We start from the raw sequence: 24663 nt of genomic DNA, 5'->3' as shown, positions 1-24663 counted from the left end.
GGCAGTTATGCGGAGAAGGCATGGGCCGCAGCGAATTCCGCGGTACCGATCGATCGTGATCCCGCCCCCCCGGAAACGCGAACGGCCGCCGGGGCATCTCGCGAGGAGATGCCGCGGCGGCCGTTTCGGCTGTTATCGGATCAGTTGCCCGAGAGCAGACGGAAGAAGGTGGCGTTGATCTGGCCGCTGTTCGGGCTGCCGACCGCACCGCCGATGGCCGCGCCGAGCGCGCAACCGGGCAGCACGAAGAACCAGAAGCCCAGCAGGCAGCCGATGATCGCGCCGACCGCGCCGCCGTGCTGCACGCCCCACACCCACTGGTTGATCAGCGCGTTGCCGGTGTCGGTGAAGGCGATCTGCTTCAGGGTCACCGAACGGCCGTTGTTGCTGATGGTGGCCGCGACCGGGACGGTCTTGCCGTGCAGGGTCATCGGGATCGACTCGGTGGTCTTCCCCGCGACGTCCTTGATGTCGATCGAGTGGGTGGCCGCATTGGAGACGAAACGACCCGCGGGCAGCGTCGCGGTGATGGTGTGCGCGGTGGTGTCGTTGGTGGCGGACACCTGCTGGGTGGCGACGTTCTGCGTCGGCTGCGTGACCGGGGTCGCGCCCGCGGTGCTGGAACCGATCATCACCGCGCCGGCGGTGAGAACGGCGAGGGCCACGCTGCGGCCGAGGGTCTGGATCGAAACTGTCACGAGGATTCCTTCAGCGGTAAAAGATTGTCGGGTCGTGACGAAAGGGCGCCTCGAAAAACTTGCTCCCCATTCGGCATCGGGCTCACACTATGTGGAAATCGGCCGCATGTAAATTGGCTGTGGCACATATTCCCCGGTTCCGGGTGCGGTAATCGACGTTGCCGTCAATGGTTGTCCCAAATGTGCCAGGAATTCGCCCGAGGGCCGCTCCGGATGGGAGCGGCCCTCGGGGATTTGCGATGGTGAACCGGATCAGTCCTCGCCGACGCTGATCGCCCGCGCCTCCTCGACGCTGTGCGGTGCGGGCTCGTGATCGTCCACGTGCGCCAGGTACGAACGTCCGGCCAGCAGCACCAGCACCCCGACCGCGGTGCACGCCGCGCCCACCCAGAACGGCAGGGCCATATGCTGTTCGCCCAGCTTGCCGGCCAGATACGGGGCCGCCGCGCCGCCGACGAACCGGACGAAGCTGTACGCGGCCGAGGCGGTCGAACGCTCCACCGGCGCGGAGATCATCACGGCCTCGGTGATCAGGGTGTTGTTGACGCCCAGGAACAGTCCGGCCAGCACGGTGCCGACGATCAGCACGATCTTGTGGTCCGCGAAGATCGCCATCACCGCGAGATCAGCGGCGAACAGGGCCAGCGCCAGCGCGATCATCCGCACGGTGCCGAATCGGCGTTGCAGGCGCGGCGCCAGGAATACCGAGGCCAGCGCGAGCATCAGACCCCAGCCGAAGAAGATGAAGCCGATCGAATAGGTGCCCATGTTCAGCGGGAACGGGGTGTAGGCCAGCAGGGTGAAGAAACCGAAGTTGTACAGCAGCGCGGTGATGCTCACCAAGAGCAGGCCGCGGTGCCGTAACGCCTTGAACGGCGCGGTGATCGAGGTGTGCTGTGCGGGTTTGGGGACCTCGGGCAGCATCACGACGATGGCGACGAACGCCACGGCCATCAGCACCGAAACGCCGAAGAACGGTGCGCGCCAGCTGATTCCGCCCAGTACGCCGCCGACCAGCGGTCCCGCGGCGATGCCGATCCCCAGCGCGGCCTCGTAGAGGATGATCGAGCGCGCCACGCCGCCGGTGGCCGCGCCCACGATGGTGGCCAGCGCGGTCGCGATGAACAGCGCGTTACCCAGGCCCCAGCCCGCGCGGAAGCCGACGATCTGCCCGACGGTGCCGGAACTGCCTGCCAGCGCGGCGAATACGACGATGATCGCCAGGCCCGCCAGCAGCGTCTTCTTCGCGCCGAAGCGACTGGACACCACGCCGGTGATCAGCATGGCGATGCCGGTTACCAGCATGTAGCTGGTGAACAGCAACGTCACCTGGGAGGTGGAGGCGTGCAGTTGTTCGCCGATCGGCTTGAGGATCGGATCGACGAGGCCGATTCCCATGAATGCGATGACCGAGGCGAACGCTACGGCCCAGACCGATTTGGGCTGTTTCGCCCGGGCCGGGCTCGCCGGACGGGGTGTGGTGGTCGGTGCGTCGGCGGTGTCGGCGCGCGGAGACAAAGTCATGCTCATCGGAGATGCTCCTGCGGAATCTGCTTGTTACGCGGCCGATTTCAGGGCCTCGAGCAATTCGTCCAACTCGCCGCGCAGATGGGCGAGCCGGGCGGTGTCGAAACCGGGCAATCGTGTCGTGAGGGCGGTGCCGATCGCGCGGCGGGACACGGCCAGACGGTCGCGTCCCACCGGCGTCAGCGCGACGACTACGGCTCTGGAGTCGCCGGGATCTGCTGTGCGGCTTACCAATCCGGCCGCGGCCATCCTGCCGATCAGCGTCGTTGCCGTCGGCTGGGAGCAGCCGTCGATCCGGGCGAACTCGCTGACCCGCAACGCGCCCCGCTCGTCCAGGACCGACATCGCCCGCAGCATCGCGTTCGGGAGGTCGTCCTCGCGGAGTGTGCGGGCCAGGCGGGTCAGCTGCGCCGCGGCCGAGACGATGTCGACCACGTGCTCACTCCCCTCGGGGAGGGGTGCGGATTCGGATGCCTGGTTCAACTGCACGCTTATTAATTTACATAGGCTAACTAAGTAAGTACATAGGTTGGCTATGTAAATAGCTGTGAGATCCCCCACCGGGATGCGGTGAATCATCCCCAGGGCTGGTGGGTCCGATTCGCGCGTCGGTGTGCTGCCGATGGGTAACGTCCCGCGTGCCTTCGGCCGGAGAAATGAGGGATGACGTGGGGGATCAAGGAAGTTCGGCAACGGGTGACACCGTGCCCGGCGGTAGTGGCAACTCCGATTCGGGCGTGCATGTCGACCCGGACGGTCTCATCCATCCCATCGCGATAGTCGCCCAGGCGGCATCCACCTATCAGACGGCGATCGGATCTCTGATCGGACTGGACCTGACCGGCCTGTTCAACTTCTTCTCGGACGCGCCCGAGATGGGAGATGCTGCCGTCCAGTCGGCGTGGGATGCGTTCCAGTCGGCCTGGTTGTCGGAGGCCGATGCCGCGACGAAAGCCCTGAACGAATTGGCGACCCACGTGCCCAAGTCGGTGCACGCACTCCAGCACGCCGACAACCAGGGCGGAAAGTCGGTCGGGGGTGAGGGGGGCTCTTCCTCGGGTACCGGTCCGGCCAGCGGACCTCCGAGCAGCGCGCCCCCGAGCGGCACCAACAGCGGAACGAAGGGCACGACCCCCTCCGGAGGCGTCGCCCACGGCCGGGTGCACGCCGAGTGACCGCCGAGCAGGTGTTCGAACAGGCGCTGGATCTCCTCGATTCGGCGAAGGACCTGTCGAATCTCATCACCAGCGCCATCATCGGTATCGCGTTGCAGCCGCCGACGCCCGCGGGTTCGCCGTCGCGGATCGCGGGTTCTCCCGCAGGGACGGGCGGCACCGCGCTCACCTACGGCACGATCGGCACCAACCTGTTCGATACCAGCTCGGACCTGAGAACCGTCGCCGACAGTTTGTTGCCGACCGCATGGCGGGGGCAGGCCGCCGAGAGCGCGACCCAGGCCACCCGCGCGGTGGCGGCGCAGGCGGAAGCGGCGGGAGTCGCATTCAGTTCCGCGTTCTCGGCGTTGACGGATTGGGGAGGGAAACTCGCCGACGCCCAGCGGCGTGACGCGCGGGGGCAGGAGCTGCTGCGGAAAGCCGATGGCATGGTCATGGGCGACGGCCTGTTCTCGTTCGGGAAGGGGGCGACCGCGGAGGCGCGCGCGCTGGCGGAGGAGGGCTGCAAGGACCGGCTCGCCGCGGCGAAGATCATCACAGGCGCGGCTTCGGACGCGGCCGACGTGCTCAATCAGCTCGCGGCGACCGCGCGTGCGCGGCAGATGAATTCACCGGACATCGATCCGTTGACCTCGGTGGTGCTCGGGTATTCCTCGGATACCGGCTGGACCAGTGACCCGCTGATCAGCATCACGAACCCCAACGGTCTCGCCCGCGCGTCGCAGGCATTGAACGCCATGTCCGCCGCCGATCGCGCCGCGTTCGAGAAAATGCTCGCGAATGCCAGGTCGCCGCAGGAGGCCGCCTATCTGTGGAAGGCGCTGGGCGCCGGTTACGGCCTGTCCGACGTGCAGAAATTCGATCAGGTGATCCATCCGCACGGCGATGATACGAAATGGCTGTCGCAGCATCTCGACCCGCATATCAACGACATCTACAGCCGCGAGACGGGTAATAAGGGCCAGTACACGGTGAATTACGCGGGACAGTCGAATTACGATGTGCCGGTGCCGGGTAAACCCGGTTACGTTTACCGGTACGACTTCTACAACCAACTCACCAACGGCGACAAGAACACCGGAGACTGCGTCGCCGCATCGACCGTCATGGCGCGAGCCGCGAATGATCCCGTGTTCATGCTCGGCATGACCACTGGGCAGGGGCCGATGGCAGTCAGTGGAGCCAAGGTGGGCGATGACAGCCCGAAAGCAGTCCACAACCGGTTGGAACAGAACTACACCAGCAACTACAACCTCAACAAAGCCGACCCGACGGCGAACGCCAACACGCTTCTCAAACCCGCCACCGGCAGTTCGTATCAGGATGTCTCCGTGCACACCCCCGAGGAGCGAAGGGCGGCGCTCCCTCACATCGAGGCCGCGGTGGACTCGGGGAAGCCGGTTCCGCTGGGTGTCTTTCCGACCGACCCGAAGCCGGACAAGGACGGAGTCGTCTACGGCCATCAGGTGATGATTCTCGCGGCCCAGGGCGACAAACTCGAGATCTACAATCCGTGGGGGTTCACCGAATGGGTCACCAAACAGCAGTTCATCGACGGACAGCTCGGTGAACTGACCAGCAAGACGCCGACCGGCGGGTTGGCCGATCCGTCCAGCGTCGAGTTGCCGCAATGACGGCTCGACGTACCGACGAGATGCTGCGCGGACTCGATGTCGAGGCCGCGATCGTCGTGGGAATGCCGGAGGGCGAGGCGCGTCGCGCGATGTTCTCCGATGCCGCTCTCGCGGCATCGCATCTGGCCGAGGCTCTGGGAGCCGGGCCGTATCCGCTGGAGTTCCTGGCGGGATGTGTGCGGTCGATGGGGTTACCCGGAGCGCTCGAACTGCCCGAGCCGTTGATCGGCGCGGAACGTACGGAACTCGTGCGGCGATGGATGTCGGCGGCGGTCCAGGGGGCCGGAGGGACCGATATTGCTCGTGACGAATTGTTCGCCCGATGGTTGGAACGGGTCGCGGTGCTGATCGCATTGCGTCGGCAGGTCGCATCGCGGGGTGCGGTGGGGCCGGAGTCGCCGGTCGAGCAGAGTGGCGCCGGGAACGATGACTCCACCGCGATCGCGGAGCCTGGCGACGGGGATCGAGGACGGACGTAGAAACCCCCGGAGTCGAGAGGAAGACTCCGGGGGTTCCTTACCGGTGCCGAGCGACTCCGCAGCGGTGCGCGGGCACCGAGTCGATCGGCGGAAACAAGCTGCTGATCAGGCCGGGCGGGCCAAGGGACGGGGCGGCTGGCCGAAGAGTTGGGCGTCGGCGTGGGCGCGTTTGAAGAACAGGTGCGCGTCGTGTTCCCAGGTGATGGCGATGCCGCCGTGCATCTGGACGGTCTCGCCGACGATCGTGGCGAAGGTGCGCGAGCAGTGGATGCGGGCGGCCGCGATGTCCAGGGGATCGGCACTGCCCCGGGCCAGATCGGCGATGACGGCGTAGGCGGCCGAGCGCGACGATTCGACCAGGACGTACATATCGGCCATGCGGTGCTTGAGGGCCTGGAAGCTGCCGATCGGGCGGCCGAACTGCACCCGGGACTTGCTGTATTCGACCGTCATCTGCAAACAGGCGTCCGCCGCCCCGACCTGTTCGGCCGCCAGTGTGGCCCAGGCGATTTCGCGCAGCCGGGTGATCGCCTGCGGGTCGCCGCCGAGCCGGTTGGCCGGTGCGGCGGTGAAGGTGATCGTGGTCAGGCGGCGGGTGGGATCCATCACCGGTGCGGTGGTGCGGGTGAGTTCCGGTGCGGCCGCGTCGATTTCGTAGCAGCCGTCGGCGGTGACCACGATCAGGGTGTCGGCGGTGTCGCCATCGAGGACGTAATGGGCTGTGCCGGTGAGCTTTCCGTCCTCGACATGAACTCCGGGCGTGTCCCAGCCCGTCGCGTCCGCCCAGCAGACCGCGAGCGTGCGTCCGCCCTCGGCGACCTCGGGCAGCAGCCGCTCGCACGCCTCGGTGGCGCCCGAGAGCAGCAACGCCTGCACACCCAGCACCGCCGAGCCGAACATCGGCGGCGCGTGCAGGGTGCGGCCGAGCTCCTCGACCACCGTCAGCGCCTCGACCAGACCGGCCCCGATCCCGCCGAACTCCTCGGGCACGGCCAACGCGGCCACGCCGACCTGCTCACACAGCAGCGTCCACAGCGCCGGGTCGTATCCGGCCTCGCCGTCGATCGCGCGGCGCAGCACGTCGCGATCGCCGTGCTTGGCCAGCACCGCGCGCACCGTACTGGCGAGTTCCTTCAGTTCGGCCGTGCTGCTCACGGGGTTCCTCCTGTGTTCTCGTCGTGGGAGACCGGGCTCGGCGGCGCGTCGGTGTCGGATCGAACCGTGTGGTTCGGCTCGGTCGGCCAGCGGCCGATGCGGGATCGTCCGGCAATCCGGCGGTTCGGGCCCCGGTGTGCCGGGCCGATCCGGTGGGGCGGTTCACCGGTTCTCACGCGGCCTCCGGATCACGCAGCGCCGCGGCCACCCGTGAGCGGTGGAAATCGGTTGTGCCCCAGGCAGATTGCAGGGCATTGACCTTGGTTATCCACAGCGACAGGTCGCATTCGGCGGTGTAGCCGATGGCGCCGTGCACCTGTAGGGCGATGCGGGCGGTGCGGTAGGCGGCCTCGGCGCAGGCGATCTTGGCGGCCGAGATATCGCGCGGAGTGGGCGTCAGGGCCGCGTTGAACAGCAGCGGCTGCGCCATTTCCAGGCCGATCAGGGCGTTGGCCAGGTGGTGTTTGATCGCCTGGTACTGGCCGATCGGCTTGCCGAACTGGTGGCGCTGCCGCACGTACGCGACGCTGGTGTCCAACATCGCGCGGCCCGCGCCGAGCAGCACCGCAGCGGTCGCCAGGGCTCCGGCGTCGAATGCCGCCGCGGCCGCCGCCCGCACCGAATCACCTTCGGCGAGAAGATCTTCCGCGGCCACGGGGAACAGGCGGCGGGCGCGGTCCACGGAGCGGACGGCCGCGGTGTGCCGCGCGGTGTACAGCCGGTCGCCGTCCACCAGCAGGATCACCTCGGCGGTGTCGGCGTCCAGCGCGGGGGTCTCGGGAGACAGCGCCAGGGTGCCCAGCGTGCGGCCCTCGGCGAACGCGCCCAACCAGCGCTCGGCCGACGCGCTGTCCGGAAGTGCTTGCAGCAGTGCGGGAATCGCGGCGGCGGTCTCCACCAGCGGTCCGGGCACGGCGGCCCGGCCGAATTCGGTGAAGGCGACCACCGAGTCGATCGTCTCCGCGCCCATACCGTCGTGCGCCTCGTCGATCGCCAGGCCCACCGCGCCCGCCTCGGCGAGCTGGCGGATCAGTGCGCGCCCGCCGTCGTGCTCACCCTCGGCCCAGGCGCGGATGACGCCGGGCGTCCCGGCCGCCTCGCTCATCTTGCGCAGGCTGTCGGCGAAATCCCGCTGTTCGGGGGAAAGTGCAAATCTCATCGAACGGTCCAATCCGGGTCGGGCGGGTTCAGCGGGGCAGGCCGAGCAGGCGTTCGGCGATGATGTTGCGCTGAATCTCGTTGGTGCCCGCGTAGATCGGGCCCGCGAGGGAGAACAGGTAGCCGTCGGTCCAGGTGCTCTCCTGTTCGGCGGCGGGGCCGAGCAACTCCAGGGCCGTCTCGTGCATGGCGATGTCCAGATCGGACCAGAACACCTTGTTGACCGAGGATTCCGCGCCGAGTTTGCCGCCCTCGGACAGCCGGGTCACGGTCGCGAAGGTGTTGAGCCGGTACGCCTCGGCCCCGATCCAGGCGTCCACCACGCGATTTCGCGCCGCGGTGTCGCTCGCCTCGGTGTTCGCGCGCCACAGGTCGATGAGCCGATCCGCGGTCGCGCTGAACCGGCCCGGACTGCGCAGCGACAGGCCGCGCTCGTTGCTGGAGGTCGCCATCGCCACCCGCCAGCCGTCGTTCGGCTCCCCGATGACGTCCTGATCGGGCACGAAGACGTTGTCCAGGAAGATCTCCGCGAATCCGGGCTCGCCGTCGAGTTGCGGAATCGGGCGCACGGTAACGCCTTCCGCGGTCAGCGGGAACATCACGTAGGTCAGCCCGCGATGTCGTTCGGCCTCGGGATCGCTGCGGAACAGCCCGAATCCCCAGTCCGCGAACGATGCTCGCGAACTCCAGGTCTTCTGCCCGTTGAGCACCCAGCCGCCCTCGGCCCGCTTGGCGCTCGAGCGGATACCGGCCAGATCGCTGCCCGCTTCGGGCTCGGACCATGCCTGAGCCCAGATATCTTCTCCCCGAGCCATTCTCGGCAGGATCCGCGCGAGCTGCTCGGGCGTGCCGTGCTCGAACAACGTCGGCGCGAGCAGGAAGATACCGTTCTGACCGACTCGTCCGGGCGCGCCCGCGGCGTAGTACTCCTGCTCGAACAACACCCATTCCAGCAGGGAGACATCGCGTCCGCCGTATTCACGCGGCCAGGCCACCACCGACAGTCGGGCATCGGCCAGGGTGGCCTCCCACGCCCGATGCGCCTCGAAACCTGCTGCGGTATCCATCGACGGCAGCGGCGTCGCGGGGACGTTGGCGCGCAGGAATTCCCGTACTTCCAGCTGGAATTGCGCTGCGCCCGAATCGATTTCCAGATCCATCTAGTTCGCCCTGTTCTCTGCGGTACTCGCGTCGGTGGACGCTGCGGATACGGTCGCGCTGTCCTTCATCGACTTGGCGTTCATCCCGCCCAGCGAATCCGCGCCGACCTCGGCATTGTGCGCGTGCGCGAAATGATGCAGCCCGAAGACCGAATCCATTCCCGAGCGCAGTCCCATCTGGTCCTCACACTGATTGACGGCCTTCTTGGTCAGCGCCAACCCGAATTGCGGCATGGTGGCGATCTTCTCGGCCAGTGCGAAGGTCGCGGACTCGAGTTCGGTGCGCGGCACCACCCGGTTCACCATGCCCCACTCGTACGCCTGCGCCGCGCTGAAACGGTCACCGGTGTAGAGCACTTCCTTGGCCCGGCGCGGGCCCAGCACCCACGGGTGCGCGAAGTACTCGACGCCCGGAATGCCCATGCGCACAACGGGATCGGAGAAGAACGCGTCCTCGGAAGCGACGATCAGATCGCAGACCCAGGCCAGCATCAGCCCACCGGCGATACACGCGCTGTGCACCATCGCGATGGTCGGCTTGGGGATCTCGCGCCAGCGGCGGCACATGCCGAGATACACCTCGAGTTCGCGCGCGTAACGCTGATCGCCGCCGGGCCGGTCGAGATGGTCCCACCACAGCGCGGCCTTGTTCTCGTACCGCACGTGATGATCGCGGCCCGGGGTGCCGATGTCGTGCCCGGCGCTGAAGTGTTCGCCGTTGCCCGCCAACACGATTGCCTTCACCTCGGGGTCCTCGACCGCGCGGGTGAACGCCGCGTCCAGCGCGTAGGTCATCACCGAGTTCTGGGCGTTGCGGTAGTCCGGGCGGTTCATCGTGACGACCGCGATCGGGCCGCGCCGGGTGTAGGTGACCACCTCGCCCTCGTCGGGCACGGCGCCGGGAGTCGTTGCGTTGGTCACGAATTCTCCTCGCGTAGTTGCCGTTTGAGGACTTTTCCGGCCGCGCTGTAGGGCAGCTGATCGCGGAATTCCACGAAACGCGGGACCTTGAAGTTGGCGAGAGTCTGCTTGGCGTGGGCGATCACGTCCTCGGTGGTGATCGTCGAGCCCGCGCGGCGGACGATGTACGCCTTGCCGACCTCGCCCATCCGCTCGTCCGGCACGCCGATGACCGCCGAATCCGCGACGCCGTCCAGGCGGGCCAAGGTCTGCTCGACCTCGGCGGGATAGACGTTGAAACCGCCGTTGATGTAGAGGTCCTTGAGCCGGTCGGTGATCTTCAGGTAGCCGCGTTCGTCCAGGACGCCGACGTCGCCGGTGTGCAGCCAGCCCTCGGAATCTATTGTCCGGGCGGTGTTCTCGGGATCGTCGAGATAGCCGAGCATCACGTTCGGGCCGCGCAGCAGCACCTCGCCCTGGTCGCCGATGCGCACCTCGAAGTCGGCGATCGGGCCGCCGCAGGTGTTGGCGACGGTCTCCGCGGCGTCGTCGGGCTGACACATGGTGCCGAAGCCGGCCGACTCGGACAGGCCGTACGCGGTGACCACGACGTCGAATTCCAGTTCCCCGCGCATTCTTTCGATCAGTACCACCGGCACGGTCGCCGCGCCGGTGACCGCGACGCGCAGACTGCTCAGATCGAAATCCGCGCGATCGGGGTGATCGAGAATGGTCTGATAGATCGTCGGGGGACCGGTCAGCACGGTGATCCGGAGCTCGTGCACCATCCGCATCGCCTGCGGCACATCGAAACTCGCCTGCGGAACGATGGTCGCACCGGTCACCAGGCAGGCCAGCATCGCGGCCTTGTAACCGAAGTTGTGGAAGAACGGCGGGATGACCAGATAGCGGTCCTCGCTGTGCAGCGTCGAGCAGGCGACCCACCCGCGCACCACACTCAGCGCCTGGCGATGCGCGACGAGGGTGCCCTTGCTGCGGCCGGTGGTGCCGGAGGTGAACAGGATGTCCGAAATATCCTCGGGGTCAATGGATTCGCCGCGTGCGAGGATGTCGTCGCGGGAAATCCGCGCGGAGATCGCGGGGAGATCGGACCAGTCGAGTATCGCGGTGGATCCCTGAGCGGCGGCGGTCTTCGCCGAATCACCTTCCGCTGGCATCACGATGATCGTGTCGATATCGAGATCCGGTGCCGCAGCGCGCAATTCGGCCAGACGGTCACGACCCAGGAACGGCCCGGCGATGAACAACGCCTTCGCGTGCACCCGCTCGAGCACGTCCACGGCCTCGTCGGCCACGTAACGGGTGTTCAGCGGAACCAGCGCCGCACCGGCGTAGTGCGAGGCCAGCGCCGCGACGACCCAGTGGTAGGTGTTCGGAGCCCAGATCGAGATCCGGTCACCGCGCCCCACACCGCGGGCGATGAGCGCGCCCGCGACCTGTTGTACCTGGTCGAGCAGTTGAGTCCAGCTCAGCTGCACCTCGCCGTCGTGGACGGCCGGTGCGTCGCCGTGGGCGCGCGCGGCATCGTGCAGGGCCCGGGGGGTGGTCTGCGAAAGGGTGGTCACGAGCGTCCTCCCGCGGCGAGCCGCGATTCGAAACTGTCGGTTAACAAGCAAGTGCTTGGTAGGTTACTCTACCGGAGTGAGTGTGATCCAGACCCCCGATGCCGCGGCCGGTACCGACACGTCCGCGGATGTGAAGTTCCGTGCCGACGTGCGCGAATGGCTGGTCGAGAACCTCGAGAGCGAATTCCGTGAGCTGCGCGGACTGGGCGGGCCCGGTCGCGAGCACGAGGCGTTCGACGAGCGGCTCGAATGGGACCGCCACCTCGCCGCGGCCGGCTGGACCTGCCTGGGCTGGCCCGAACAGTACGGCGGGCGCGATGCCACACTGCGCCAACAGGTGATCTTCCACGAGGAGTACGCGAAGGCCGACGCGCCCAGCCGCGTGTCGCACCTGGGCGAGGAGCTGCTGGGCCCGACGCTGCTGGCGTTCGGCACCGAGGAGCAGAAGCAGCGCTTCCTGCCCGGCATCCGCTCGGTCACCGAACTGTGGTGCCAGGGATATTCCGAGCCGGGCGCAGGCTCGGACCTGGCCGCAGTGACCACCTCGGCGCGGCTCGAGGGCGACGAGTGGCGGATCAACGGCCAGAAGATCTGGACCTCGCTGGCGCATCTGGCCGACTGGTGTTTCGTCATCGCGCGCACCGAGCCGGGGTCGAGTCGGCATCACGGCCTGTCGTATCTGCTGGTGCCGATGCGGCAGGACGGCGTCGAGGTCCGGCCGATCATCCAGCTCACCGGCACGGCCGAATTCAACGAGGTGTTCTTCGACGACGCCCGCACCGAGGCGAGTCTGGTCGTCGGCGAGCCCGGCAAGGGCTGGGGCGTCGCCATGGGCACCCTCACCTTCGAACGTGGCATTTCCACTGTCGGACAACAGATCCGGTTCGCCCGCGAGCTCGCCGATCTGGAAGCGGTCGCTCGCGACAACGGCGCGCTGGAGAACCCGGTGCTCGCCGAACGTATCGATCAGGCGTGGGTCGGTCTGCGCGTGCTGCGCGCACATGCGTTGCGCACCTTGGCATCCGCGCACGAGAATGTCGACCCGCGCACCGCCGCCGGGCAGGCGTCGGTCTCGAAGTTGTTGTGGGCCAACTGGCATCGCGATCTCGGCGAACTCGCCATGGATGTCCTGGGCGCGCCCGGCCTTATCGCGCAGAGTCCGATGGGCGGCCTCCCGGGGCCCTCCGTGGTTACGCAAGCTGCCGCCTCCGGGCCCGTCGGTCGGCCGCCGACCGACGACCTGAACGAATGGCAACGCCTGTTCCTGTTCAGCCGCGCGGACACCATCTACGGCGGCTCGAACGAGGTGCAGCGCAACATCATCTCCGAACGCGTCCTCGGCCTCCCGCGCGAGGCCCGCTAACCCCTGACCGGATCGGCCGCACCCGGCCGGATCGACCGATCGGACAACGGATCCGATCAGACCTGGAGGAATCACAGTGACCGATCTTTCTGTTGCGCCGCAGCCGGTTTCGGGACACGGGCTGCTGGCCGGGAGGATCGCGGTGATCACCGCCGCGGCCGGGACCGGGATCGGATCGGCCACCGCGCGCCGCATGCTCGACGAGGGCGCCGACGTCGTCGTATCCGATTGGCACGAACGGCGTTTGAAGCAGACCGAGGAGGAACTGGCCGCGGAATACCCGCAGCGCCGGGTCGCCTCGGTGGTCTGCGACGTCACCAGCACCGAGCAGGTGGACGAGCTGATCGCCGCGGCCGCGAAAGCGTTGGGGCGCATCGACATTCTGGTCAACAACGCCGGACTGGGCGGCGAGACGCCGGTCGTCGACATGACCGACGAGCAGTGGGACCGCGTCCTGGACATCACGCTCAACGGCACGTTCCGCTGCACCCGCGCGGCGCTGAAGTACTTCCGCGAGGCCGGACACGGCGGCGTCATCGTCAACAACGCCAGCGTGCTGGGCTGGCGCGCCCAGCACGGCCAGGCCCACTACGCCGCCGCCAAGGCGGGCGTCATGGCCCTGACCCGTTGCAGCGCAGTGGAAGCCGCCGACCTGGGCGTCCGCATCAACGCCGTCGCCCCCAGCATCGCCCGCCACCCCTTCCTCGACAAGGTCTCCTCCACCGAACTTCTGGACCGCCTCGCCGCCGGAGAAGCCTTCGGCCGCGCCGCCGAACCCTGGGAGGTCGCCGCCACCATCGCCATGCTCGCCAGCGACTACACGTCGTACATGACCGGCGAGGTGGTTTCGGTCAGCAGCCAGCGGGCGTAGGACTCGTACCTGCGCCTCTGCGGAATCGCCGCGCGTTCGTCGTCGTGGGTTGTCTCTGCCGAATCGCCGTGTGCTCCTCGCCCATGGAGGCGCTCGTCGGCGCGTCGAGACCGGTGTGCGCGGGCCACGCTCGGGACCATCCTGACGTGAATTCTTCAGGGCAGCAGGAAGATTGCCGACACATCGGATCAGGCGGGCGAGGTCGTTCCGGGCGGGTCGAGGCCGACGGGCGGCGCGATTCGGGCCTACTCTGCGGCGGAGTCGTCCGCGACCCGACCCCGTGACGTGCGGTTGGCGTTGATCTCGTCGCGGTGGGCCATGGCCCATTCGGCGAGGTCGGCGACCATGGGGAGCAGGGTGCGGCCCAGGTCAGTGAGGGCGTATTCGATGCGTGGGGGGACTTCGGCGTAGGCGGTGCGGGTGACCAGGCCGTCTTCGACGAGGTTGCTCAGGGTGCGGGTGAGCATGCGCTGGGAGATGCCGGGGATCGCGTCCTTCAGCTCGCCGTAGCGCAGGGGGGCGTCGTGCAGGGTGCCGATGAGCAGCAGGCTCCACTTGTCGCCGATGCGGTCGAAGATCTCGCGGACCGCGCCGGTGTCGGGGATCCGTACCGGCTTCGGTGTGATTTGCGTCATAGTTGAGCCTCGTTTCCTGGGCACATACATCGTTGTGCCTTTTGTCGACGTATCGACATTCACACACGATATGACCACGGGTCATCGGTGCGGAATGGGTAAACGGTGGATATCACTCTGTGGATCGTGCAGGGTCTGCTCGCGGCGGTGTATCTGGTCGCGGGCGGGCTGAAACTCGTCCGGTCGCGTGCGCAGCTCGTGGCGACCGGGCGGCTGGACTGGATGAAGGACAACTCGGACGCGGCGGTGAAGGGGGTCGGTGCGGTCGAAGTGCTCGGCGCGCTCGGCCTGATCCTGCCCGAGGCGACCGGAATTCTGGCCGTGTTGACGCCGATCGCGGCCGTCGGCCTGGTCGTCGTGCAGGTGCTCGCGTTGCGGGTGCACCTGACCCGCGACGAGCGACAACCGTTGCCCGCCAACGTAATTCTGCTGCTGCTCGCGGCTTTCGTGGCGATCGGACGTTTCCTGGGCTGAGCTCGGCGCGCGATCGGGATCCGCGTCGATCGACTGCGATCACGTCGAACCGGTCGGTATCATCGAGGGTGCTCCCCGAGGTACCGCCGCCCGCGCGGTGTGCTCGATCCGGCGTCGCGGCGACCGCAAGTGCAGACGAGCTCGCAAACACGGAACGGAGAGATCTATGCCTGTGCGCGATATGCCCTGGTCGGCGGGAACCCCGTGCTGGGTCGACTGTCAGATCGATAGCCCGGCCGAGGCGAGCGAGTTCTACTCCGCCCTGTTCGGCTGGGAGGTCAAAGGCGGCGGGCCGGAGACCGGCGGATACCTCACGGCCTCGAAGGGCGGCGCGGCCGTGGCCGGGATCGGCCCCAAACCGCAACCCGGGATGCCGTCGGTGTGGACCACGTATCTGGCCGCCGAGGACAGCGACGCGGTCGCCGGCAAGGTCGCCGCGGCGGGCGGGCAGGTGCTCGTACCGCCGTTCGACGTGCTCGACCTGGGCCGCATGGCCGTTTTCGCCGACACCACCGGCGGCGTGTTCGGCATTTGGCAGGCCCGCGCGCACAACGGGGCCGAGGCGTACAACGAGCACGGCGCGTACTGCTGGAACGAACTGCACACCCGGAGTTTGGATGCCGCGAAGCAGTTCTACGCCGACGTTTTCGGCTACACCTACACCGATGTCGGCGACGACGTGAACATGCGGTACGTGATGTTCACTCCTCCCGGCGGTACCGAGGGCGTCGGCGGTATGAACGACGACACCCTCATGCCCGGCGATCCGATGCCCGCGTACTGGTTGACGTGGTTCCAGTTCGACGGCGTGGATACCGCCGTGGAACGGGTGGTGGCGTTGGGTGGGACGGTCTTGATGCCGCCGATGGATTCGCCGTTCGGTCGGATGGCGACGGTTGCGGGGGCGCAGGGCGAGGTGTTCGGGGTCATCGATACGACCGTGCGGGCCGGATAGCGTTCGGTCGGGGAGAGGGCCGGTCGGAGGTATTCGGCTGGCCCTCAACCATTTTCGGCCGCACGCACCTGCATCGGGCGCGCTGTGGGTGCGGTCGTCGGCGGAGATTGTATCGAAGCCGAGTCAGCAGCAATCGTCGCCGCGCCAGGACTGGATGCCCTGCCAGACGGCCGCGGCCGCGACGCCAAGACCGACGATCGGGTCGAGCCACCAGACGCCGCTCCACACCGCCGTGAGCGCCAACGTAACCAGGACTGCGGCCGCTTGGATCGCGCACAGGTAGTTCTGGGTGCCCTCTCCGGCGGTTGCCGCCGAGTTCAAGCGGACGGCGAGACGATGTTTCGCGCGACCCAGCAGCGGCATAGCAACCAATGACAGTGCGGTCAGGGCTATTCCGAGCGCGGTGGTGTCGGATCGGTGCTCGCCCAACAGATTTCGCACCGACTCGATCGCGATATAAGGCGCGAGCAACCAGAACGACACGGCCACAAGCTTTTGCGCGGTCCGCTCGGCGGTTTCGGACAGGGTGCGCGCGCCGGTGAACCGCCACACCACGATCACGCTCGCCAGCCCCTCGACCGCGCTGCCCAGCGCCCAGCCCACCAATGCGATCGATCCGCACGCGAACCCCTGCCACAGTCCGATCACGCCCTCGGCGAGCATCCACACCAGGCTCACCCAGGCCAGACGGCGTGCCCAGCTCGCCGCGCGGTACCAGGCCGCGTCCTTGGTGACCGGTGCTGTGCACGAGCCGCAGCAGTCCTGTGCCGCCATCAGGTTCGCACCCGTTTCGGTCACGACGCATCTCCTGAACAGCACGAATCGATGCCGTATTCGGGGCACAGCGCGACCGCGTTCCCGGTCGCGGCCAGTACTTCCTCCGCCGCGGACAGCATCTGCACCAACTCCGGGCGGGTCAACCGGAACAGTGACGCCCGCCCCACCGGTTCGGAGTCGATGAGCCCGCAATCACGCAGGCACACAAGATGTTTCGAGACTGTCGACTGCGCCAAACCGAGTGCCTCGACCAGATCCGTCACCCGCGCGGGCCCGGTCGCCAACCGTCGCACGATCGCCAGCCGGGCAGGGTCACCCAGCGAGCGGAACAGTGCGGCGGCCGGGATCAGCTCGACCCGATCTACAGCGATGCTCGACGCTTTCATCGTCATATGGCGATGTTAGCCCCGATGGGTGGACGCGCACAACCGGGTGGTTCAGTCGGCTCGCGCATCGCGGGTGTAGAAGCCGGGCCGATCGGCAAGGATGTTCCAGCCGGTGATCCGACGCGGATGGATGCGAATGAAATGCCTGCTCAGATGCCCGTCATCATCGGGAGTGTCACCGACCGCAGTCTCGGCGCGACCGCGAATCTCCAGGAAACGCACCCCTTCCGACCCCTCCCCGAAGACGTCGTCGACGACGAAGGCGACCTCGGGATTGCTCATGACGTTCCGGTACTTCGCCGAATTCTCCATATTCATGCCGTAGACGTCGATGGTCCCGAGCTCGGCGTTGTACGTGAACCCGACGGGTTTGTTCTGCGGCGCACCCCCGGGCGCGACGGTGGCCAGCCGCCCGCGCTCCTGCGTCCGGAGATATGCCGCCTCGATCTCGATCAGAGTCATACCCCCATCCTCGAACCTCAACTTTCATTGAGGTCAAGCATGATTCACGAACCATCGGACGGCCGGTCCGCAGGTGATTCCGCACCACGCCGGAGCCCGCCGACCACAACCGCGACCGTCCCGAAGATGCCCGACAACCCGACCATCGTGGCGACCAGCGCAACCATCCCGAGCCCGATGTTCTCCCCATCGGCCCCACTCGTCGTGAGCCGAAACGCCACATAGCCGCCGACACCGAGCACGCACAGTGATAGGAACCAGGCCCGAATCACACGGTCACTGCGCTGCCGGATCAGAACCGCGAGCAACAGGCCGAGTAGACCACCCTGAATCCCGCACCACCCGTCAACGAGAATCCTTGCACCCCAATCGGATTCCAGCGCACTGCCGACTGCCGCTGCGACCATCCCGACCCCCACCAGTGCAACCTGCGACCACGCGACAACTCGGTGTTTACGCATGTCGGCTTGTCGGTAGTTCGGCGGCGAGTATCGGATGCGTACGGTATCCGAATTCGAATATTTCGGACATTGTCGGATGCTCTCATGCGCCGGGGTCGGGGTGGACGTTCAGTGTGCCATGTTGTGTCGCGTAGATGGTCCGAGGCATGGCTGCTCACCGTAGAACGATTCGGGACGGCTGAACGTCGGGTGACTCGGGTGGTGGTGAGGGAAGCTCGGGACGGTAGAGCCAGGCGTCGGCGGCAAATTTCTTGACGCGCACCGTGATTCGATGGAAGGCCGCGTCATCGATGCCAGGGTAGTCGTGCCCGACGGTGTCCTCGAAGAAGTGTTGTGACAGCACTGCCGCAGTGGTGATCGTCGGAGGTGCCTGTGTCAGGGCGTCGCGCGCCGCTGGGGCGTCCAGCAGTCGGGCGAGCACCTCCAACGGGCCTCCACTGGCTTCCTCACCTTGGGCCATGTGCACCTCGCCAGCGTGCAGGGCGACCCGGACTCGGATCTGCGTCAGCTCTGCGGACATTCGATTGTGGGCGCGCAGGCGGGCCGAAAGTTCGTGCAGCAGTGGATGAATCAAACGGGATTTCGGAATGCCCGCGGGTACGATCACCCGCATACCGTCACCGAGATCGTGGCGCGAACAGTCGTCCCAATCGATCTCACTGCGCTGCAACGACTCTCGCAATGCCGTCTGTAGCGCATCGCGGATCATCCCGAGCGCGGTGTCGCCGCGTCCCGCCGAACGCTCGATGTCCACCGCGAGCAGTGCTCGGTACTGTCTGGGTTGAGCAACGGGATCTTTTGTGGCAGAGAGAGTCTCGTGGTCGTGTGCAGCCGGGGCGTGATGTTCGACGCGGTTTCCGTGACCGCCGATGACGGGGCCGTGGGCACCGCCCTCGATATGGATACGGATGTGGGTGTCTGGCTCGTCGGCCATGAGGTGTCCTTTGTCCGATCGAGTGTCAGTGCTTGCGGGTGTAGGTCCTGCTGTCACAATTCTCGCAGTTTGAGGAACTCGGAGCGCTCATCGTCTCGGTCAGGGTATTTCCGTCCGAGGATACGGACAGCGTGATGGTGCCGTACCCGTCGATCGCGCACGTGCTCGTATCGAAAATAGGAGCCGTTCCACTCGCACTCTGATCGTTGCCGGTCAAGGTGACATCTTCCCTGTTGGAGCAACCGATCTCGGATTTCATCGGTACCGTATATCTGCCAGATCCCGATGTTGTGATTCTGAACGTCCCGGTGGGACCATTCCATGTACCGACGATTCCGTGTTCGGTCGCCGACTCGATCGCCTGGCGAACCTCTGCGATGATGCGTGGCCCAGCCACGAAGAATACGACTGCGGCGATCACCCCGGCGATGGCTTTGGCGAGTACTGCCGACCCCGCCGCCGCACTCGCACCGCCAACACCGGCCGCACCACTGACGACATTCGTTCCCGCCGAAGCCGCAACCGATTTCGCCGCCACCGTGTGTGCCGCTCCGACCGAACTCCCGTGACCCGCGGCTGATGTCAGAGCCGATCCGGCGTAATGCGGCAATTGCAACGACACCGTATGCGGCCCAGACGGCGGAACGACCAGCCCGGTCATATGCGTCGCCGCAGTGTGTCCGGATGCTGCGGCGTGCACTGGCGTCGTAGACCCCGGCGACGCGCCGATCCCGTTGGCCCCCAAGGATATTGCCGTGGGATCGTGTGGCAGCAGATACTGCTGGGCATTCGCCGCCGTCGTCGCGGCATGCTGGTTACCCAGCTCCAGCCAGCGCACAGCCGCCTCGGCCAACAGTGCGACGGCGAGCACCCGACGGCCGGTGAACATGCTGCGGATACCCTCCTCGTGCATGAAATACGCTGCCGCAGCACGATCCCCGGACTCCTCGGCGGCGAGCCAGCCCCAACCGAGCAGCCGGCCCCACATCCCGAACCGCAGTGCTCGGGCCATGGCCGGTGAGGTCGCGCGGGCAAGTGCGACAGCAAGTTTCGGCTGCCCCGCGCGTTGGGCCAATTCGAGCACCTTCTCCAGCGCCGGACCGGCGGCCGCGACTTCGGCACGCTCGACACCCGCCCGTCGCGCCCACCGGGTGAAGTACACACACAGCCCGGCGATCGGATAACGATCCGAATCATCCAGCACTGTAACAATATCCAATGCGCAGCAATATCCGGTTTCGGTGCGCGCGAGCAGGCCGAGAGCGACCATGCGATCGCATAGCCGAGCGGCCCCGCTGCCGTCACACAACCCCTCGATATGTGCCACCGACAGTTCGGCTCCCTCGAGCGTTGCCAGCAGGTTCAGAATCTGCTTCGACGTGTCGTCCAGGTGGTTCCGCAGCATCGGGACGAATTCTGCGATCTGCCCGGGTTTCGGCAGCGCGCCCGGCTGCTCACCCGCGATCCCGGCCGCGCGCTTGAGCAGTAGTGGCCTGCCATCCGCCGCCCTCCACAACTCTTCGGCGGCAGCTGTCTCCGACTCGGACAATGAACGATTCATGCTGGTACGCAACAATTTCAAGCTTGAGTCGCGGTCGAGGCCAGCGAGCTCCAGTACCGTCACCCCCTCCAGCGGCGACCGCTCGGCCGCCGCGAAGACGACGGTGCCGTCTGGTACCGCGTCGGTGAGATCGCGCATCTGCTGGAGTGTGAGGTCCGCGTCGTCGACGTAGACCGTCACCCGCACACCCGTCATCAGCCTGCGCAGCTCGGTCGGCAACGGCAGATACGGCCGACCCATCGGTTTGTAACATGCCTCGAAGATCTGCTGAGCCACGTCGGAGACCTCACCACCGGCCGCACTCACGAAGATCGTGCCGTCGGGTCCGCCAGCGAACGTCCGTGCCGCGTATCGCAGCAGCGTGCTCTTGCCGACTCCGAACGGGCCGCACAGTTGTACCGCACCGCCGTTCCGGAGTGCGGCGGACAGTGTTGCGAGTTCGCTTGCGCGGCCGAGTGGTTCGGGCTGCTGAGCGGGTAGCAGCTCGATCCGCTCGAGGCGTACCGGTGCAGGCTCCTCCTTGGGCATCAGTACGTTGACCGATGACCCGGTGGCACTGATGACGACGTTGTTGTGGCCCGCGACGATCGGAGCCGTCGCATCGCCGCCGATGTCAACCCGGTACTGCTCACCGTTCACCGAATCATCTTGTCCAGCAGCATATTGTGGATCACTCATGGCTGAAATCGCTTTCCCCGTGCGAGATTCGACGGAAGTAGCCCCTTCCGCCGTTGCTTTTGTCCTGCTGCGACGCTATCCCCGTCGCCGCGCGGAGATACCGTCGAATTATCGGATTCCCTCCCGTTCCCTCCCCGCGCTATTCGGCGAAAGCCATACGGCTCAACAGCGCCAGATCCTCGATTCGAATACTGCGATATCCAGTGGATATCGCGCCTGAATCCCGCAGCGCGCGCAGCGCCTTGTGGACGGTGGGCTCGGCCGCGCCCGACAGGGTGGCCAGCTCCGGTTGCGTTATCGGCCAACGGATCACCGCGCCGCCACCCACGCGTTCGCCGTAGGTCATCGCGATCTGGTGGAGCACCCGGGCCAGCCGGGTTGCGACATCGCAGCCGGTGAAATCGATTCGGCGACTGTTCGCCACGCGCAACTTGGTGACTATCGCTTCGTTGACCGCCAGCGCGATCGCTGGATCTCGCCGCAGGCAGTCGAGAAATTCGGCGCGGGTGACCGTCAGCGCCGCGAGCGGGCCACAGCTGGTCACGGTCGCCGAGCGGGGACGACCGTCCAGGCCGGCGAACTCGCCGACCAGATCGCCGCCCATGCGCACGGCCAGCAGTGCCTCCCGGCCGTCGTGGGTGCGCCCGGTCGCCTTGACCACACCGTCCAGCAGTATCATCACGAAAGTGGTGTCCTCGGACTCCCGCATGAGTATTCGATCCGCCGGATACCACACCCGCACGCCCAGCGCGAGCATCCGCTTACGCGAAGGTGTGGTGAGCCCGCCGAGCAAACTCGATGCGGGCCAAGCCCATTCCCCTCGCGGTCTGCGATCGTTCGGCCCCCCGAAGCTCATACGCATCAGTGTGCATCCCGCCACGCAGCGGAGTAGCGGATTCGGAAATCTTCTCTTTCGACGGGATCGACTCGTACGGATCGAGATGCGGTAGGTCGGGCAGCGATCCCGCAGCCGTGGCCTATGGCTGCGGGATCGCGGACGTCCGCCTGCGGTAGTGGATCGCCATGGGAGTCACCAGGTATCGGGTTCGTCCTCGCGGAGGCGCTCGAGGGCTCGTTCTATCCAGGTTTGGAAAGTGGTGGTGAGGTCTTGGGGGCTGGCGGGGCGGATGGTGAGGTGTTCCCTGGTCCGTTGTTGTAGATAGCGGCCGTCTCGGCCGACGTCGACCCATTGCACTGCGTACCAAGGGTTGAGGGTGTGGAAGACCGAGCCGGTGAACAGGGCGGCGGTGCCGCCGCCGTCGACAGGGCGCTTGGACAGTCGGTCGTAGCGGTCGCGTGGGGTATTGCGGCTGAAACCCTGTGCGGGACGGCGGATGTCCTCGAAGTGGAAGGTATCGGGCTTCTCCTTGCCCGGTGGGAAGGAGGGCACGATATTCGCCAGGCGCGGGGCCAGCTGCTCGGTGCGGAACAGGCGGCAGCGCACGGTGCCGTCGACGCCGTCCTGGCCCGGGTCGGCGGTTTGGGTGAGCATCATCGCGTTGAATCTCGTTCGCGCGCCGAGGATTCGGTAGTCCCGGGTCTTGCCGTTGCCGAGTGCCCGTGACTGGCCGTGGATCTGGATGCGCAGTTCGGCGTCGGTCAGAGTCCGGAAGGCGACTTCGATCAGGTCACGCTCGTCCGCGTCGTACCGGCCGTGCACCTGCTGACGATGCCGGCGGACATCGTCCTGGGTCGGGAGGCTGCTGGTGTAGCTCAGCGGGCTCGGCAGCCGATCGCGTGCGTCACCGAGCCACAGCGCGGCGAAATCCTCGGGCTCCCAACTCCATTCGGCCATCGAACATCCTTCGAACACGAATCCCGGTCGTTTCCGTACCGGGACGATGATATTTGGAATATGTGCGCGGGTCGACGCGTCGATGCGTCGGACAACCGGGTATTCGTCGGGATTCGGCGATCAGCCGCGGTTGTCGGAAGGCGGCTCGCGATCCCCGCCGATGACACCGCCGGGAAGAGTTTTGATTTCAGGACCGAGGAGGTCCAGCGTGTTCTCCATATTCCGGAGCCAATCCGGAAGTGAGTGCTCCTTGTCGTCGCTGCCGCTCTTGCCTGCCGCGCCGCCCATTCCGCCCATGCCGGCCAGATTGCCAGCCGTATTACCGGCAGCCTTCGCGGCATTCGCAGCCGCCGCGGTCGCGTTGGATCCGGTGCCCGGCACGCTCTTGCCCAATCCACCGCCACCGGCCGACGATCCCAGTCCGTTCAATGCACTGTCACCGCCCGTTCCGCTGCCGAGCCCGCTGTAATTGCTCGGAGTCGTGGAAGTCGGTGACGTTCCGCTGTAAAAGCTGCTGGGCGTGGTAGCGGTCGAACTCGAATACCCGGACATCGTCGGCATGGACGACGATGCGTAACCCGCTGTCGACGTGGAATTCGACTGGCTCGACGAGGTGTCCGACTGGCTTCCGTTGTTGCCGCTCGTGCCGCTGTGGTTTGCGCCGCTGTCGCTGGGGTTGGTGCCGGAGTTCGGGGTGTACAGGGTGGAACTGGTGGGCGTATAGGTGTACAGCGGGTTGCTGATTTCGTTCGGTTTCGGAATTACAGGGATGCTTTTGTCGGCTCCAACGAAGTTTTTAACGTAGTTGTTCTTCATTGCTTCGCGAGCTTCGTCGCGAGCCTGGTCGATCTTCTGCTTCGATCGTGAGCCGTGATGCCACATGAAATCGCCGTCCCAGAAATTCCAGCGACTTACGTGCTGCATCGGTTCCGCGACACCGTGTTTGGTGTTATTGACACCGTCTACCGCAGTGGTGACCTGGGTGGACAGTGCCTTCAATGCGTCGGTGAGATCTTCGGCACGTTGGGTGTAGTTGGAGATCGCGGTGCGGGACGCGTCGGCAGCCTTGCCCTGCCAAGCGGCTGAGCTCGAATGCTGGATGCGCGAGGCGAAGAACGCCGACGCAGCGGACCACTCCTGGGCGAGCTTGTCGTAATCCTGTAGCGCTGAGTGAGCCTTGTTGGTGTCCAGCGGATTGAACTTGTTGTAAATATCCCAATGTGAGTAGCTGTCGGCATTCTCGCCGTTTCCGGGAATCTTTGCCGATTCGTAGGAAACCATTAGATCGACTTTCCTACGCCGCTCACCACGATGCCGGGTTGAATGTTTGTCGAAATCGGACTCTTCGGTAGATCGGCTTTCAATCTATTGTACTCGGCGGCGAATTCTGTATCTGCATTTACGAACTTCTCGGCGATGGTTCGATGTAGCGTTTCGAGGTCATCGATAATCTTGTAATGAGCGCTTAGTATGTCATATACATTGTCATCCGAGTCTGTGGCAGCGATGCCAGCTTTGGCTGCCTTGCTTCGGAATCTTGATACAAGTGTCGGTGCGGAGGTCAGTCCATCGGTGCGGTCGCCGAGACCCCAGTCGCTTCGGTTGGCTATGCGGTCCGCGATTCTCTGCAAGTCCTGAATCTTCTGCTTCATGGCTTGGCAGTCGCGCTCTATGTAGACGAACTCATCTGCGTTGACAACCACATCGGATTTGTCGAAACTGACGCTCAGGTTTCCATTCTGTGCTTCCGTGATCAGACTTGCCAATGGGCCCGTATTTGAAGACTTGCTAGCGTCAGTCATTGTGTGGGTCCTCCCCTTGGTGTGATCCGTGATCGAA

At 66.2% G+C, this 24663-nt stretch carries 26 protein-coding genes; 7 read left to right on the top strand and 19 right to left on the bottom strand.

Annotation, left to right across the window (positions count from 1 at the left end):
* Positions 1–140 precede the first annotated feature (140 nt).
* From NRB20_RS12820 to NRB20_RS12810, 3 genes are all read right to left on the bottom strand, one after another.
* The gene (locus tag NRB20_RS12820; protein WP_153410236.1) at positions 141–698 is read right to left on the bottom strand and encodes a hypothetical protein; all 558 of its coding nucleotides are present in this window, start codon (positions 696–698) and stop codon (positions 141–143) included.
* A 252-nt stretch (positions 699–950) separates the two neighbouring features.
* Positions 951–2228, bottom strand: coding sequence for an MFS transporter (locus tag NRB20_RS12815; RefSeq protein ID WP_227833429.1), 1278 nt, complete (start codon positions 2226–2228; stop codon positions 951–953).
* 27 nt (positions 2229–2255) lie between these two features.
* Positions 2256–2714: a MarR family winged helix-turn-helix transcriptional regulator gene (locus tag NRB20_RS12810; protein ID WP_319944825.1), complete on the bottom strand. Its 459-nt coding sequence runs from the start codon at positions 2712–2714 to the stop codon at positions 2256–2258.
* A gap of 179 nt (positions 2715–2893) precedes the next feature.
* On the opposite strand from NRB20_RS12810, the gene NRB20_RS12805 reads away from it, so the two are divergent.
* The 3 genes from NRB20_RS12805 to NRB20_RS12795 are packed head-to-tail and all read left to right on the top strand — an operon-like array spanning position 2894 to position 5513.
* On the top strand, positions 2894–3400 hold the full coding sequence (locus NRB20_RS12805; protein ID WP_153410234.1) for a hypothetical protein: 507 nt from the start codon (positions 2894–2896) through the stop codon (positions 3398–3400).
* Positions 3397–5034, top strand: coding sequence for a hypothetical protein (locus NRB20_RS12800; RefSeq protein ID WP_153410233.1), 1638 nt, complete (start codon positions 3397–3399; stop codon positions 5032–5034). The genes NRB20_RS12805 and NRB20_RS12800 overlap by 4 nt, the downstream gene beginning before the upstream one ends.
* Positions 5031–5513 (top strand): hypothetical protein, encoded by a 483-nt coding sequence (locus tag NRB20_RS12795; protein WP_194289818.1) that lies wholly within the window; start codon positions 5031–5033, stop codon positions 5511–5513. Before NRB20_RS12800 ends, NRB20_RS12795 begins: the two co-directional genes overlap by 4 nt.
* A 105-nt stretch (positions 5514–5618) precedes the next feature.
* Here NRB20_RS12795 and NRB20_RS12790 read toward each other — a convergent pair whose 3' ends face one another.
* The 5 genes from NRB20_RS12790 to NRB20_RS12770 form a co-directional block, all read right to left on the bottom strand.
* Positions 5619–6668, bottom strand: a complete 1050-nt coding sequence (locus tag NRB20_RS12790; RefSeq protein ID WP_319944824.1) for an acyl-CoA dehydrogenase family protein — start codon at positions 6666–6668, stop codon at positions 5619–5621.
* A 172-nt stretch (positions 6669–6840) separates the two neighbouring features.
* Positions 6841–7827 (bottom strand): acyl-CoA dehydrogenase family protein, encoded by a 987-nt coding sequence (locus tag NRB20_RS12785; RefSeq protein WP_153410232.1) that lies wholly within the window; start codon positions 7825–7827, stop codon positions 6841–6843.
* Between the two features lie 28 nt (positions 7828–7855).
* Entirely contained in the window at positions 7856–8986 is a 1131-nt protein-coding gene (locus NRB20_RS12780) for an acyl-CoA dehydrogenase family protein (protein ID WP_153410231.1), read from the bottom strand.
* On the bottom strand, positions 8987–9907 hold the full coding sequence (locus NRB20_RS12775) for an enoyl-CoA hydratase (protein ID WP_319944823.1): 921 nt from the start codon (positions 9905–9907) through the stop codon (positions 8987–8989).
* Entirely contained in the window at positions 9904–11472 is a 1569-nt protein-coding gene (locus NRB20_RS12770) for a FadD3 family acyl-CoA ligase (protein ID WP_319944822.1), read from the bottom strand. Before NRB20_RS12770 ends, NRB20_RS12775 begins: the two co-directional genes overlap by 4 nt.
* 76 nt (positions 11473–11548) lie before the next feature.
* Here NRB20_RS12770 and NRB20_RS12765 point away from each other — a divergent pair, with 76 nt between their 5' ends.
* Together NRB20_RS12765 and NRB20_RS12760 are read left to right on the top strand one after the other, a co-directional pair.
* Complete coding sequence (locus NRB20_RS12765; protein WP_319944821.1) at positions 11549–12835, top strand: acyl-CoA dehydrogenase family protein; 1287 nt, start codon at positions 11549–11551, stop codon at positions 12833–12835.
* A 70-nt stretch (positions 12836–12905) separates the two neighbouring features.
* Positions 12906–13706, top strand: a complete 801-nt coding sequence (locus tag NRB20_RS12760; RefSeq protein ID WP_319944838.1) for an SDR family oxidoreductase — start codon at positions 12906–12908, stop codon at positions 13704–13706.
* A gap of 245 nt (positions 13707–13951) precedes the next feature.
* On the opposite strand, the gene NRB20_RS12755 is transcribed toward NRB20_RS12760, so the two are convergent.
* Positions 13952–14341 (bottom strand): winged helix-turn-helix transcriptional regulator, encoded by a 390-nt coding sequence (locus NRB20_RS12755; protein ID WP_153410228.1) that lies wholly within the window; start codon positions 14339–14341, stop codon positions 13952–13954.
* 105 nt (positions 14342–14446) lie between these two features.
* Between NRB20_RS12755 and NRB20_RS12750 the strand changes: the two genes are divergently transcribed.
* Positions 14447–14815, top strand: coding sequence for a DoxX family protein (locus NRB20_RS12750; RefSeq protein WP_319944820.1), 369 nt, complete (start codon positions 14447–14449; stop codon positions 14813–14815).
* A 166-nt stretch (positions 14816–14981) separates the two neighbouring features.
* Positions 14982–15770, top strand: coding sequence for a VOC family protein (locus NRB20_RS12745; RefSeq protein WP_153410227.1), 789 nt, complete (start codon positions 14982–14984; stop codon positions 15768–15770).
* A gap of 123 nt (positions 15771–15893) precedes the next feature.
* Here NRB20_RS12745 and NRB20_RS12740 read toward each other — a convergent pair whose 3' ends face one another.
* The 10 genes from NRB20_RS12740 to NRB20_RS12695 all read right to left on the bottom strand — a co-directional run bounded on the left by NRB20_RS12740 (position 15894) and on the right by NRB20_RS12695 (position 24626).
* On the bottom strand, positions 15894–16544 hold the full coding sequence (locus tag NRB20_RS12740; RefSeq protein ID WP_153410361.1) for a cation transporter: 651 nt from the start codon (positions 16542–16544) through the stop codon (positions 15894–15896).
* A gap of 20 nt (positions 16545–16564) precedes the next feature.
* Positions 16565–16939 (bottom strand): ArsR/SmtB family transcription factor, encoded by a 375-nt coding sequence (locus NRB20_RS12735; RefSeq protein WP_153410226.1) that lies wholly within the window; start codon positions 16937–16939, stop codon positions 16565–16567.
* A gap of 45 nt (positions 16940–16984) precedes the next feature.
* Positions 16985–17395: a PPOX class F420-dependent oxidoreductase gene (locus NRB20_RS12730; RefSeq protein ID WP_153410225.1), complete on the bottom strand. Its 411-nt coding sequence runs from the start codon at positions 17393–17395 to the stop codon at positions 16985–16987.
* A gap of 44 nt (positions 17396–17439) precedes the next feature.
* Positions 17440–17802 (bottom strand): hypothetical protein, encoded by a 363-nt coding sequence (locus NRB20_RS12725; protein WP_153410224.1) that lies wholly within the window; start codon positions 17800–17802, stop codon positions 17440–17442.
* 208 nt (positions 17803–18010) lie between these two features.
* Positions 18011–18790, bottom strand: a complete 780-nt coding sequence (locus NRB20_RS12720) for a hypothetical protein (RefSeq protein WP_153410223.1) — start codon at positions 18788–18790, stop codon at positions 18011–18013.
* Between the two features lie 25 nt (positions 18791–18815).
* Complete coding sequence (locus NRB20_RS12715; RefSeq protein ID WP_153410222.1) at positions 18816–21029, bottom strand: ATP-binding protein; 2214 nt, start codon at positions 21027–21029, stop codon at positions 18816–18818.
* Positions 21030–21168: 139 nt separating this feature from the next.
* A complete protein-coding gene (locus tag NRB20_RS12710; RefSeq protein WP_227833428.1) occupies positions 21169–21885 on the bottom strand; it encodes a Crp/Fnr family transcriptional regulator in 717 nt (238 codons plus the stop codon).
* Positions 21886–22059: 174 nt separating this feature from the next.
* Positions 22060–22824, bottom strand: a complete 765-nt coding sequence (locus tag NRB20_RS12705) for an ESX secretion-associated protein EspG (protein ID WP_153410221.1) — start codon at positions 22822–22824, stop codon at positions 22060–22062.
* A 120-nt stretch (positions 22825–22944) separates the two neighbouring features.
* Positions 22945–24105: a WXG100 family type VII secretion target gene (locus NRB20_RS12700; protein WP_153410220.1), complete on the bottom strand. Its 1161-nt coding sequence runs from the start codon at positions 24103–24105 to the stop codon at positions 22945–22947.
* Entirely contained in the window at positions 24105–24626 is a 522-nt protein-coding gene (locus tag NRB20_RS12695) for a hypothetical protein (protein ID WP_153410219.1), read from the bottom strand. Before NRB20_RS12695 ends, NRB20_RS12700 begins: the two co-directional genes overlap by 1 nt.
* Positions 24627–24663 lie beyond the last annotated feature (37 nt).

The sequence above is a fragment of the Nocardia macrotermitis genome (genome assembly GCF_009604405.1).
Lineage (GTDB): Bacteria > Actinomycetota > Actinomycetes > Mycobacteriales > Mycobacteriaceae > Nocardia > Nocardia macrotermitis.
This window is presented reverse-complemented; position numbering and strand designations above follow the sequence as displayed.

What these genes read in the sequence shown, in the direction of transcription:
- NRB20_RS12705 (WP_153410221.1), bottom strand. Translation starts at nt 22,824, where the DNA reads ATGGCCGAATGGAGTTGGGAGCCCGAGGATTTCGCCGCGCTGTGGCTC.
- NRB20_RS12735 (WP_153410226.1), bottom strand. Translation starts at nt 16,939, where the DNA reads ATGACGATGAAAGCGTCGAGCATCGCTGTAGATCGGGTCGAGCTGATC.
- NRB20_RS12745 (WP_153410227.1), top strand. Translation starts at nt 14,982, where the DNA reads ATGCCTGTGCGCGATATGCCCTGGTCGGCGGGAACCCCGTGCTGGGTC.
- NRB20_RS12710 (WP_227833428.1), bottom strand. Translation starts at nt 21,885, where the DNA reads ATGAGCTTCGGGGGGCCGAACGATCGCAGACCGCGAGGGGAATGGGCT.
- NRB20_RS12755 (WP_153410228.1), bottom strand. Translation starts at nt 14,341, where the DNA reads ATGACGCAAATCACACCGAAGCCGGTACGGATCCCCGACACCGGCGCG.
- NRB20_RS12740 (WP_153410361.1), bottom strand. Translation starts at nt 16,544, where the DNA reads ATGGCGGCACAGGACTGCTGCGGCTCGTGCACAGCACCGGTCACCAAG.
- NRB20_RS12695 (WP_153410219.1), bottom strand. Translation starts at nt 24,626, where the DNA reads ATGACTGACGCTAGCAAGTCTTCAAATACGGGCCCATTGGCAAGTCTG.
- NRB20_RS12815 (WP_227833429.1), bottom strand. Translation starts at nt 2,228, where the DNA reads ATGAGCATGACTTTGTCTCCGCGCGCCGACACCGCCGACGCACCGACC.
- NRB20_RS12780 (WP_153410231.1), bottom strand. Translation starts at nt 8,986, where the DNA reads ATGGATCTGGAAATCGATTCGGGCGCAGCGCAATTCCAGCTGGAAGTA.
- NRB20_RS12725 (WP_153410224.1), bottom strand. Translation starts at nt 17,802, where the DNA reads ATGGTCGCAGCGGCAGTCGGCAGTGCGCTGGAATCCGATTGGGGTGCA.
- NRB20_RS12795 (WP_194289818.1), top strand. Translation starts at nt 5,031, where the DNA reads ATGACGGCTCGACGTACCGACGAGATGCTGCGCGGACTCGATGTCGAG.
- NRB20_RS12730 (WP_153410225.1), bottom strand. Translation starts at nt 17,395, where the DNA reads ATGACTCTGATCGAGATCGAGGCGGCATATCTCCGGACGCAGGAGCGC.
- NRB20_RS12700 (WP_153410220.1), bottom strand. Translation starts at nt 24,105, where the DNA reads ATGGTTTCCTACGAATCGGCAAAGATTCCCGGAAACGGCGAGAATGCC.
- NRB20_RS12785 (WP_153410232.1), bottom strand. Translation starts at nt 7,827, where the DNA reads ATGAGATTTGCACTTTCCCCCGAACAGCGGGATTTCGCCGACAGCCTG.
- NRB20_RS12720 (WP_153410223.1), bottom strand. Translation starts at nt 18,790, where the DNA reads ATGGCCGACGAGCCAGACACCCACATCCGTATCCATATCGAGGGCGGT.
- NRB20_RS12715 (WP_153410222.1), bottom strand. Translation starts at nt 21,029, where the DNA reads ATGAGTGATCCACAATATGCTGCTGGACAAGATGATTCGGTGAACGGT.